This window comes from Thalassotalea euphylliae, from assembly GCF_042682785.1.
GTDB classification, from domain to species: Bacteria; Pseudomonadota; Gammaproteobacteria; order Enterobacterales; family Alteromonadaceae; genus Thalassotalea_F; species Thalassotalea_F euphylliae.
The window spans coordinates 348,514-359,613 of record NZ_JBHUIB010000012.1 but is presented as its reverse complement, the minus strand read 5'-3'; the positions used below and the strand labels follow the sequence as shown (position 1 = coordinate 359,613).

The following is an 11,100-nucleotide window of genomic DNA, read 5'->3' as shown; positions in this document are numbered from 1 at the left end:
AACATGACGCTTAGCAATCTACGACTTCAATATCTGGCGTATCGCCTGCACTTCCACCATCGATATCGCTATAGGTTACAGAACAAGCATCTGTAATAGCTTGTCCTGACGATGGCTCTTTACCCTGAGGATAAACCGTAAAAGTACCTGTACCAACGTGATAAGTAAACTCTGTATCAGTGTCAGAATTAGACATATCCAAGTCTAAAAGTGCAACCCAGTTCGCTTCTGTTGCATCAGGGTAACCAAGTGAAATGTCAATATCACCTACATTCGTTGTTACATCTTCGCCTGCAGTGTCTGATTCATTGTTACCAGCTATTAGCGACTTACTATATACAAGAGTTGAAGAGCTTTGCATTGCGGCTTTAACCCCTTCAAGAACAGCTGTATTGGCGTCATCTTGTAGATCGATAAATTTAGGTGCTGCGGTTGCTGCTAAGATACCTAGAATAACTATAACAACCACAAGCTCGATAAGGGTAAAACCTTTCTGACTGTTTAATTTTTTCATAATACGACTCTCTTTACTTATTAATCATTGATTATTAGTTATTAACGTACACAACCACTGAACTATTTTTCGGGTCGTATGTGAATAAGTTACCTACCGTTGTTAAACCGCCCGGATCTTGAAAATCGCCATTAGCGTCTCTGGTTAGCGTTTCTTTCAAGTAGTATGCGCAAATCGTGTCACCGTTAACAATATCCACTAGGTATTGTGTAGAGGTGTCTGCGTTTAGTGCCCCCACAGTGATTGCTGTTTGAGGCGGTTGACTGAAAATGTTTTGCCACACTTCTTCACAACGTGTCGTATTCATCACTCCACCTACAGGATTACCAGTACCACCAACACTATAAGGATAGCCTGGGCGTACAGTAGCAGCTTCTTCTGTCAGGATAATTTCTTGTCCATCATAGATAACTGCGTTGTCACCGCCAGCGTTTTGAGGTCTGCCTTCCGCTTCCCATTGGGCGCGCACTAGAGATACCGCAGTGGCAAAACCACCTGCCATACCTTCAATATTTGCTTCTTGTGCTTGGTCAGTTAAATCTAAAAATTTTGGGATTGCGGTCACGGCAAGGAAACCTAAAATCACCACAACGATGACCAGTTCAATTAACGTAAAGCCTGTTTGCTTTTTCATGTGCACACCTTTTACTTAACTTGATAGCTCATTCTATCAGCGCCTGATGAGACAAGTCACTGATTTTAAGCCTAAGATTACAACGTTTTATATATAAATAACAAAGCAGTTACAAAGATATTTTTCCAGTTTTTGGTGAATATTCGAAAAATTGTGTTTTACTAATCGCATAGCGACACAAAAATTCTTGTTCACTGCCCTGCCTTAAAATTTCGATAACACTGACCGGTTTCTTCAGCAGTTCAGGCTGAGAACCAATCACCTGTATCCAAATATCATGACATCGCTGGTTATCTGAGGTGGAGTCCACCCAACCTTGTTTGTTTACCCTAATCTGAGTGAGCTGGCCTGCAGCATTCTTCTGCTTCACTAACGCAGGTTCTCCATCCATCAGCCATTGACCATGGATGACTTGCACCTCACTAACGAAACGCCCTTTCAGCGCTGAAAAGCCAGTGCCCGTTAGCGTTTCTTCTTGTCTGAAAAAGTACTCTAAAAACACTGCCATCATGATAGCAATTAGCGCAACAATCATCATGAGCTCTGCTTTTGACTTTTCTTTACTTGCAATGATTTCTTGTCGAGACATTAGCCACCTTGGAAAGCAGACGCCATATCCCACATTGGCGTAAATATGCCTAGTGCCAAAACAAGCACCATTGCCGCAACAATCACCAATAATATAGGTTCAATACGTGCGGTTAATGTACTTAAATCATAGTCAACTTCACGTTCATAGTAGTCACCTACTTCTTCAAGCAGTTCGTCCACACGTCCGGTTTCTTCACCAACCGCCACCATTTGGAGGACGAGCGGGGTAAAAAGTTGGCTAGAAATAGCGGTACGCAATAAGCTCTCACCACTTTCGATACCTTGACGCATTTTCAAAATTTTATCTTTCATAAAGTCGTTATCAACCGCATCAGACACTAGCGTCAATCCCGATGTCATCGGGACGCCTGCTTTTAGCACAATAGCAAAGCTATGCGTGAAACGAGATAAGATAGAGCGCTCTATAATACTGCCCACAATGGGGAGTTTGAGCTTTCGTTTATCCCATCGAAATTTACCAGTCTCAGTGCGTAAATACTGTCGTAAACCGAAAAACACGCCAATTGTGGCGACCAACATGTGTGGCCAATAGGTCAAGAAAAACTCTGAACTGTTGATCAATATTCGCGTTGCTAATGGTAAATCAGCCCCCAGTCGTGAAAACATGTCAGCAAAGGTCGGAATAACAAAAATATTAAGAATAACAATAGCGACAACGATTGCTGTGATAACAAAGCTTGGGTAACGCATAGCCGATTTGATGCGCTTACGCGTTTCTTGTTCACGCTCAAAGTAACTAGCAAGTTTTAAAAACGCACCATCTAGCTGGCCGGTGTTTTCTCCGACATGAACAATCGAGATAAACAACGAGGAAAATACATCTGGGTGTTGGTTCAGTGCCGATGACAACGCGTAACCACCTTCGAGTTGGCTAGCGACTTCTGTCAGCACTTTCTTAAGCTTTTTCGACGTTGTTGATTCTGCTAGACCATTGATAGAACGCAGAATAGGAACACCCGAGCGCATTAATGCATGCATTTGGCGACACAATACAATAATGTCATCAAGCGAGACTTTTTCTAGTCCTAGCAACTCGGCTATATCTACATCACCGCCGCTTTCTATCGCTTCCTTGCCTTGCTCAATGGTAATGGGAATGATGCTTTGTCGAGAAAGCTGTTCAGCTACAGCGCTGGTGCTGGTTGCTTCTATGCTTCCCTTGACTTGCTCGCCGCTTGCTTTTCGGCCTATGTAGGTAAAAACTGCCATGCTGCTTTAATTAACCCGCCACATCAACTGTCTCTACCAACCTTAGCACTTCTTCTACAGTGGTAACACCGGTTTTCGCATAGTCATACGCCGCGTGTGCCAACGGTTTAAAGGTTGGGTGCCTCTTGGCCTGTTCTGTAAACGCTTCAGTATCTTCTCGTTTCAATGCCGCCATCATAGGCTCGTTCATTTCAAGTAACTCAAATACACCAATACGGCCCTTGTAGCCGGTATATGAGCACGATTGGCAACCTTTGCCCTGCTTAAATGAAAGTTGAGATGCGTCCTCACCAGTAAGGTTATTCAGCCACATGGTTTCTTGGGCGTCAGGTGTGTAATCGACAGTACAGTTCTCGCACACTCGTCGCACAAGACGCTGCGCGATTACTGCTCGCAATGAGCTTCCGACCAAGAACCCAGCAGCGCCCATGTCGATAAGACGAAGCGCACTAGTAATCGCGTCATTTGTATGGAGTGTAGACAATACCAAGTGACCGGTTAATGCACCTCGCAAACCAATTTCAACGGTTTCGTGATCACGCATCTCACCTACCATGATGATATCAGGATCTTGACGAAGTGCTGTTCTTAATACGCTAGAAAAGGTTAGTTCTATTTTACTGTTTACCTGCACCTGATTGATACGAGGGAGGCGATATTCCACCGGGTCTTCCGCGGTAATGATTTTTTTAGAAGACTGATTGAGCTCACTGAGAGCAGCGTAAAGTGTTGTTGTTTTACCGCTACCTGTTGGCCCAGTAACCAATACCATGCCGTGAGGACGTGTTATTTGATGACGCAACCGCGAAACCAAATTTGGCGGCATACCGGTTTCGTCCAACGATAATAGGCCTGCAGACTGATCTAGCAAACGCATTACGACCGACTCACCGTATTGCACAGGCATCGTCGACATACGAACATCAACACTGTGCCCTTTAATTTGAAGATTAAAGCGGCCATCTTGCGGTAGACGTTTTTCCGAAATATCTAAGCCAGCCATGAGCTTTAAACGAAGCACTAATGCGGCGGCTATCTTATTTTCATTTAAAATGTTTTCTTGAAGAACACCGTCAATACGCTGACGAATGCGAAGTTGTTTTTCGTCGGGTTCAATATGTATATCTGAGGCGCGCATTTGTACCGCATCTTCAAAGACCGATTGCAATAATTTGCCAACGGTAGCATCACCGCCATCATCAAAGTTCGACGAAATATCAAAATCAGACGTTTCTTCGTATTCTTGCTCTAGCTGACTCGCGAATGATTCTATTTCAGCAGTACGACGATATAAACTATCGAAAGCTTCAAACAGCTGTGACTCCATCACAACGGCTATCTCGATACGTTTGGGGCTGAGCATCTGTTCAAGTTGATCAAGGCCGCTCAAATCAGCGGGATCACTCATGCCGATAAGCACACTATCGCCTCTGTCTTCCATAACTAAAGCGCGAAGTCGCCTTGCATGAACTTCAGGTAACAAGCTAGCAACTTCGCCTGGGACACGCAGCTGGCTGATATCCATGAACGGCACATCAAGTTGTTGCGCGAGAAACTCTAGAAGCTGTCGCTCACTGATATAACCTAACTCAATCAGCACGTCGCCTAGTTTTCGACCAGAGTTTTTCTGACTGCCAAGCGCCTGCATAAGCTGTTCTTCTGAGATGATGTGCTCATGAACGAGCAAATCACCTAGGCGCATTTTTAATTTAGGGGCTGGCATGACTAGTCTCCTAATTCGATCATTCGTTGCTCAGCAAACTTTCGACTCTCTGGTGAAAGTGTGCCGAGGTTAATAGCATTTTGATATGCATCAGCAGCCAGTTCGAATTGACTGCTGCTATCAAGTGCAATCGCTAGTCCTAAATACCAGCGCGCTTGTGTGGGCTGAAGTACCAGTAACTGTTCGTATGCTTTTGCTGCAACACTATGTTCTTTAATTTGTTGAGCGGCCGTTGCAAGTAATGTTTGGTAATCGATGCGCAACGTGTCCTTTAACGGAAGCAGCGTTTGATATGCCTGTGCAAATTGTCCTTGCTGTATCAATACATTGCCTTTAAACAATCTGAAATCTGGCTCTGCAGGAGATATCGCAATCCCTTGATTAATCAAGTTGATTGCAGGGCCTATTGCATCTTTTGCGAGCCAAATCGCTGCTAGCTGCTTACGCGCACTCTTATTGTCAGGCGTCAGAATGAGCACATCTTGAAGTAGTTCTTCCGCCTTTGTGCCTTTTTCATCTAACAATGCTTTTTCGGCTTCTCGCATTTTCTTTTCTGCAAGTTCGCTTGAGGTGAGTTGCTTTCTTGCAATGGCTAGCGATGAATTCTGCTTAGGAGTATCGAGAGCTGTCTGTGCCTGCTCAACAGATATACTCGCTTGCTTTGTTTCGACCGATATTTCCGGTTCAGCTTGCGCTTTTGGTTCCTGTAGCTCAATGCTAGAAGACATTAACTTTTTCGTCTCGTTTTCAATATTTCGCTTGGCCGGCGCTGCTAAGGTATTTTCCTCTACGTTTTGTTCGGCTTCTTTTGTTGGTTCTTCAGCTTGTGCTGCAGTCGCATCACCGTCTGACATGCTTACCTTGTTGGACTCTTCAACAGCAGGCGTTGACTTAGGAGCTTGAAGTTGCACTGCCTGTCGTTCTTCAACGGGCATTTTCTTAACCGATATTGTCGGCTCAACTTGTGTTGAAGCGACTTGATTCGTTAGTTCGGCAACCGGACGCTTTTGCTGCTTCAGTGATTGGTTTTCAGTATATAACCAAATCACAGCGACTATCGCTAACGTAATAGCAATAGACACTAGCGCGATAACCAACGGCGACTTTGCACTACTGTCGGTTGTTATCACAACATTGGGCATATGTCCGGAATCATTTGGATCCTGATTACGCTTATCTAAGTCTTTGAGCATTTGATTGATAACACTCACCATATACCTCCTAATATCGCGCCCGTGCCCAAACCTAAAAGCACGGTGCCGAGTGCTACAAATGCCCACTTAACGTTAAAACGAGAAAACTTCACGGTATCTTCAGTATCATTAACCGCCATTTTTAAGTGTTTTTCGGTCAACTGATATTGCCCTTCACCGTAACCTAGCATCAACATTTTGTGGCAAATCACGTTAACTAAACGAGGAATGCCTTTGCTCGCTTTCGTTAATTGTTTGCAAATCTGAGTAGGGAATAATGCTGCGCCCTTATAGCCCGCCACTGACAAACGATGGTTTATATAACTTTCCACCTCGCTGCTTGTCATGGGCCTCAATTGATAGGAAAACGTGATGCGTTGCCTCAGCTGCCTGAAGTTATCCTCTGCGAGTCGGTCATTGAGTTCAGGCTGAGCAAACATCACGACTTGCAACAGTTTACGACTCTCTGTTTCTAAGTTGGTAAATAATCGCAACGCCTCTAGGCTTTCTGCGGGTAATGCTTGCGCTTCGTCGACAATAAGCACCACTGAATGCCCTTGACTATGTAATTCCAACAGTCGCGTTTGAATTCGTTGTGTCAGTAATTGCGCCGACATTCGCTGTGCTTGTTTGACACCCAGCTCAACAGCAACCGACCTTCTGAGCTCATCAGGGTTCAGGTAAGGATTGGGAATATATGCCGTGACAAAGTGCTCGGGGATTTCATTCAATACCTTGCGACACAACAGGGTTTTACCGGTACCAACTTCACCAATAACTTTAAGAAATCCTTCTCCGGTTTTTAGCGCCGTTAATAAGACTGCTAAAGCCTCGTCATGAGGCTTTAGTCCCAGATAGAAGCTGGTGTTTGGCGTCAGAGTAAAAGGTAACTCTCTTAAACCAAAGTGGTATAAGTACATAACTTACTGATTTTCAGGAAACCACTTTTTCAATAACGCACGGGCTTCTTGAAGTTGGTCGTTCCAAGTATCTTGCCCGATAACGATTGGTTTCAATAATATCACCAACTCTTTCTTCTGCGTTGTCTGTGACTTGCTCTTAAACAATTCACCTACGATTGGGATATCACCTAAGAGTGGCGTTTTCGATTCTAGATCAACTTTTGTTGTCTCAATCAAGCCACCAATCACCACAATTTCGCCAGATTGGGCGCGAATAATGGTGTCAGACTCCCTAACACTGCTTTGCGCTAATGGCAGGATGATATCGTCCTGAGCAAGCGTCACTGTTTTCAACTGTTCATCGGTAGTCGTAACAGATGGATGGACGTGAAGTATCACTTCACCGCTTTCATCAATTTGCGGCGTCACGTCTAGCGCTATACCAGAAAAGAATGGTGTTAAATCTATTTCCGGAGTCACAGTAGTCGATGTACCTGTAGTCGTGGTACTCGAGACGTCGGTAACAAAGTATTCATCTTCACCAACTTTAATAACCGCTTTTTGGTTATTGGTAGCAGTGATACGCGGGCTAGACAAAGTTTGCACGTTACCCTGAGTTTGAAGTAACTCTATAACGCCAGCAAAGTCGTCATTTTTAAAGCCAATGGATGTAGTACCACCAAGCGCTGACGAAATCGTGTTACCAATGATGTTGCCTGTTGTAGAGAACGAAATATCAGTACTCTCAATATGGCCAAGTACATTATCCCAACGAATACCTTGCTGGTAATCATCATTCAATGTGACTTCTAAGATTTTTGCTTCAATAATTACCTGTCTGCGCAAATGGGCTTGGGTGTCATTGATAAATTTCTTGACCGACTTAATTTCATTCGGATACGCACGCAGGGTAACAAGACCTGCCTGTGGAGAGACAATTACAGAACGACCATCATCAGTGCCAACTAGTGATTCAAGCGTTTCTTTGAGCTCCTTCCAAAAATCTGATTCATTTTCGGTATACAAGTTAATGCCACTTGTCGAGTCGCTATTATTGTTATTATTGTTATTGCTATTGTTGTTACTGTTGTTATTGCTGAAATTATTGTTGTTATTATTGTTGTTATTGCTGCTATTCGGGTCGTTTTCAGATACGCCACCAGAATTTATACTGGTGCTTGACGTACCGTAGCGCTTAACAAACAGATAGTTAAGAGGAATTGTTTCAGTGCGCATTCCTGACGGGTATACCTGAAATACCTTGCCATGACGTTTAATATCAAAACCGTATAGATCCTCTAGCACACTCAGTGCTTCATCAACGGTAACATCTTTCAAATTAAGCGTGATACTGCCAGCAACATCTGGGTGCACGGCTGCACTGTACTCTGAGTCTTCAACAAGTGCAGAGAAAAATGCTTTTGCATCAACGTCGACTGCTGCAATATCTAGGCGCTTTTCTGATAGCATTGCTTCTTGAGCACCCACCATTGTTTGAGACATCAACTCTTGTTGAACGGAAGATGGCAGCTCTGTTAGCGGCTTCTTCGCCTTTTTAGGTTGTGAGGCATCGATAGCACTATCTAATTCTTCTGCAACAAACGTTGGCTGAGGAGGCTGACTTGCACAACCGGCTAAGACAACCATAACACTGGCAACAAAGAGACTTAACTGAGTTTTTTTCATATCGATTTCTTTTATTTGTATTTCACAACCGAATCAGCAAACAAGCTTAATTCTCTTGTATTTTCTGCTGATTGTAACGTCACCCGTTTCCCTTCAATATCAACGACGCGATAACCAAGAACAGTCATTCCCTTTTCAACAAGCTGCCCGCTGATAATTGCTTTAAGCGAACCCTCTCTGCTTGTTTTTAAAATAGACTGTAACACCAATTCATCTTGTGGCTGAACACTGCCTGCACTTTCCACCAACTGCCCACCTGTTAGCGGGCGCGTTGGATCAACAAACGCCAACGCATTTGTTGTCAAAACAAGGGCGAACAAACCAATTATCTGTTTGCTAAACACCAATAAACTCCCGTTTTGTACTTAAGCTATAAAGCGTAACTGTGACTTCGTTGTTTGGATATTCAACCACTTTTAATTCAAAGTTCTGCCAAAAGAATTTCCACTCTAGCGACTCTAAATTTTTTAAATAACGCTGGAGCGCGTCATAACGCCCTTTCAATGTGATGGTAATTCTGTGCTGATATAAGCCAATTTCAGGTGAACTTGCCGGCGTTACCGCAGCCATCTGCTCTTCGTTCACTTCTTCATCAGCTTCAGTATTTTTCGACGCTTGTCCTTGGAACAATGGCTTCGGCGGAAGCACTTCAAATGCCGTTAATGACACACCGCGGTCCAACGCCAACAACTCAACTAAGGCGTTACGCATTTGAATAGGCGTCATTAAGTCCGAGGTGAGTGTCAAAAGCTCTTGGTCTACCTTCTCTAGCTGCGACTTAACGCGACTGATATCACGTTCCACCTTCTGATTAGGATCTTCCTTTAACGTCTCTTTGAACAATGCTATCGAAGTTGTCGCGGTTTGATTAGATTGCTCTAGCGACACAACACGCCGCTTTTGCTCGCTAATTGTCGCCATATCAGGCTCAACAAACAGCGTGAATAGGAGGTATAAAATGACAAACAACCCAGCACCAAAAACAATGTACTGCTCTCTCGGTGTTAAGGCGTCAAACTTGGATGAATAAGTTTCAAACGTACTCATTCACTCGCCTCCTTTTCATTATTGTCGCCCAATGAGCTAACCGTAAATGAAATTAAGTTGTTATCACTTTCAGCTAACTTGAACTGCTCAAATAATCTGCCAGATAGGACGGTAGAACGTTCAAAGTTTGCTAGCCAGTTAGGCACAGCTTCAGGGTTACGCGCCATCCCAGAAAAGGTGTACTGGTCTTGATTTAACACAATGTGTTCAAGGCTAATGTCATTGCTATGTAAAGACGACAGCTCCCCCATTGCATCACCAAATCCAGCGATATAGGTATGGTCAGTATTGGTAAGGTGTTTATACAAGCCACGTTTGTTTTGAATGATAGACTTCAACGTGTCGAGTTCTAATAGTAAACCCGCATCAGGCTTATGGTTCTCTAATTTTTCTTTTAGCAGTGACAATTCATTTTCAAGCTCTTCGTTTTTGTCACTAAGCGCATCTACTTGCGCAACAACTGTGTCTTTGCGCATAGCTGTCACACCAGCAAGCACGCTCATCATCACCAGCGCAACAACCCAAACAGTCACAACATTTTTAAGTGTGACTATTTTTTTCTCGGGTAACAGCTCTGGCTGCAATAAATTGATAGAAGGTTTAATCATGAGTGGCAACCTCCAATTTATCGACTTGTGTTGCACCTATCGCCGCACCAAACATTGCTTTGTCCTGGTGTAAAACATCAAACGGATACACACCGACAGGTGTATTGGTATTTTCTGCTAACTTAGTCGCGATAAATTGCTCATTCTTTATTGGCAATATAAGTTGAATCTCTTTAATAGGCGCTTGTTTTAATTGACGTTCGAAATAGTCAGACGAGCGCTGAATTTCCAAGCTCAATGAATCGATTGCACCAAACGATAGTTCCTCAATGGTTTTAGTGGCAATTTGTGCATAGCCACGTAGGCGACGATGAAAGTAAATACGCCCCATTTTGACGATGAGAATAATGATTTCTTCGTTCGGTTGTTGGCACAGCAACAATACTGCATGCTCTTGGAAAGGCACTAAACTCGCAAAAGCAAATTCTTCTGTTGTGATTGTTTTTAGCGTGATGTCACTGTCTTCAAACAGCTGTACCATCGATTTCAGGTTATCCTTAGAGGCGCATACTACGTTAACTTTTTCCGCACCACCCGCTAATGTTGGGCCTGTAAAGTAGTCAAGCACCATATCTTCTGGCGGATAGGTCACTAATTCTTTAATTTGCCACTTCAACGCACCAAGTACTTCTTCCTCGGGTACGTTTGGTTTATCCACTTGCACGATTTGATATTGCGTGGGCGCCAATACAACATGGCCTTGAGATGACAGGTTATCTTGTGAAACTAACTGCTTAATTGCAGGTTCTTGTTCGTTGTCTGTGATAGGTATTTGCTGATGCTCAACCGAACCATCCGTTGATAACAGACAATAGGCTAGCGCATCTTGTCGAAAAGCAAGTCCAATATGGTGGCCTGATTCAGCTTTAGCAAATAATTGAGTTATTTTAGTTTTTATCGACATTCAATTTTTCTTTCAGTCTAACGAACTTACAACTGTATGCATTGTTCATTATCCCCTAATCACAAGCA

At 43.5% G+C, this 11,100-nt stretch carries 12 protein-coding genes; all 12 read right to left on the bottom strand.

Annotation, left to right across the window (positions count from 1 at the left end):
* Positions 1–10: 10 nt before the first annotated feature.
* A complete protein-coding gene (locus tag ACFSJY_RS16110) occupies positions 11–514 on the bottom strand; it encodes a type II secretion system protein (protein ID WP_386036580.1) in 504 nt (167 codons plus the stop codon).
* A gap of 34 nt (positions 515–548) precedes the next feature.
* Positions 549–1,148: a type II secretion system protein gene (locus tag ACFSJY_RS16105; RefSeq protein WP_386036578.1), complete on the bottom strand. Its 600-nt coding sequence runs from the start codon at positions 1,146–1,148 to the stop codon at positions 549–551.
* Positions 1,149–1,257: 109 nt separating this feature from the next.
* Positions 1,258–1,737 carry a hypothetical protein gene (locus ACFSJY_RS16100; RefSeq protein WP_386036575.1) on the bottom strand — a complete coding sequence of 160 codons (480 nt, stop codon included), beginning with the start codon at positions 1,735–1,737 and terminating at the stop codon, positions 1,258–1,260.
* Positions 1,737–2,969 (bottom strand): type II secretion system F family protein, encoded by a 1,233-nt coding sequence (locus ACFSJY_RS16095; RefSeq protein WP_386036572.1) that lies wholly within the window; start codon positions 2,967–2,969, stop codon positions 1,737–1,739. The genes ACFSJY_RS16100 and ACFSJY_RS16095 overlap by 1 nt, the downstream gene beginning before the upstream one ends.
* A 10-nt stretch (positions 2,970–2,979) precedes the next feature.
* Positions 2,980–4,692 (bottom strand): GspE/PulE family protein, encoded by a 1,713-nt coding sequence (locus tag ACFSJY_RS16090; protein ID WP_386036569.1) that lies wholly within the window; start codon positions 4,690–4,692, stop codon positions 2,980–2,982.
* Positions 4,693–4,694: 2 nt separating this feature from the next.
* Positions 4,695–5,906 (bottom strand): tetratricopeptide repeat protein, encoded by a 1,212-nt coding sequence (locus ACFSJY_RS16085; RefSeq protein ID WP_386036566.1) that lies wholly within the window; start codon positions 5,904–5,906, stop codon positions 4,695–4,697.
* Positions 5,900–6,805, bottom strand: a complete 906-nt coding sequence (locus tag ACFSJY_RS16080; RefSeq protein ID WP_386036563.1) for an ExeA family protein — start codon at positions 6,803–6,805, stop codon at positions 5,900–5,902. The genes ACFSJY_RS16085 and ACFSJY_RS16080 overlap by 7 nt, the downstream gene beginning before the upstream one ends.
* Positions 6,806–6,808: 3 nt before the next feature.
* Complete coding sequence (gene mshL, locus ACFSJY_RS16075; RefSeq protein WP_386036560.1) at positions 6,809–8,473, bottom strand: pilus (MSHA type) biogenesis protein MshL; 1,665 nt, start codon at positions 8,471–8,473, stop codon at positions 6,809–6,811.
* An 11-nt stretch (positions 8,474–8,484) separates the two neighbouring features.
* On the bottom strand, positions 8,485–8,817 hold the full coding sequence (locus ACFSJY_RS16070) for a hypothetical protein (RefSeq protein WP_386036557.1): 333 nt from the start codon (positions 8,815–8,817) through the stop codon (positions 8,485–8,487).
* Positions 8,810–9,520: a hypothetical protein gene (locus tag ACFSJY_RS16065; protein ID WP_386036554.1), complete on the bottom strand. Its 711-nt coding sequence runs from the start codon at positions 9,518–9,520 to the stop codon at positions 8,810–8,812. The genes ACFSJY_RS16070 and ACFSJY_RS16065 overlap by 8 nt, the downstream gene beginning before the upstream one ends.
* Positions 9,517–10,128, bottom strand: coding sequence for a PilN domain-containing protein (locus tag ACFSJY_RS16060; RefSeq protein WP_386036551.1), 612 nt, complete (start codon positions 10,126–10,128; stop codon positions 9,517–9,519). The genes ACFSJY_RS16065 and ACFSJY_RS16060 overlap by 4 nt, the downstream gene beginning before the upstream one ends.
* Positions 10,121–11,032 carry a type IV pilus biogenesis protein PilM gene (gene pilM, locus ACFSJY_RS16055; RefSeq protein WP_386036548.1) on the bottom strand — a complete coding sequence of 304 codons (912 nt, stop codon included), beginning with the start codon at positions 11,030–11,032 and terminating at the stop codon, positions 10,121–10,123. Before pilM ends, ACFSJY_RS16060 begins: the two co-directional genes overlap by 8 nt.
* Between the last annotated feature and the right edge of the window lie 68 nt (positions 11,033–11,100).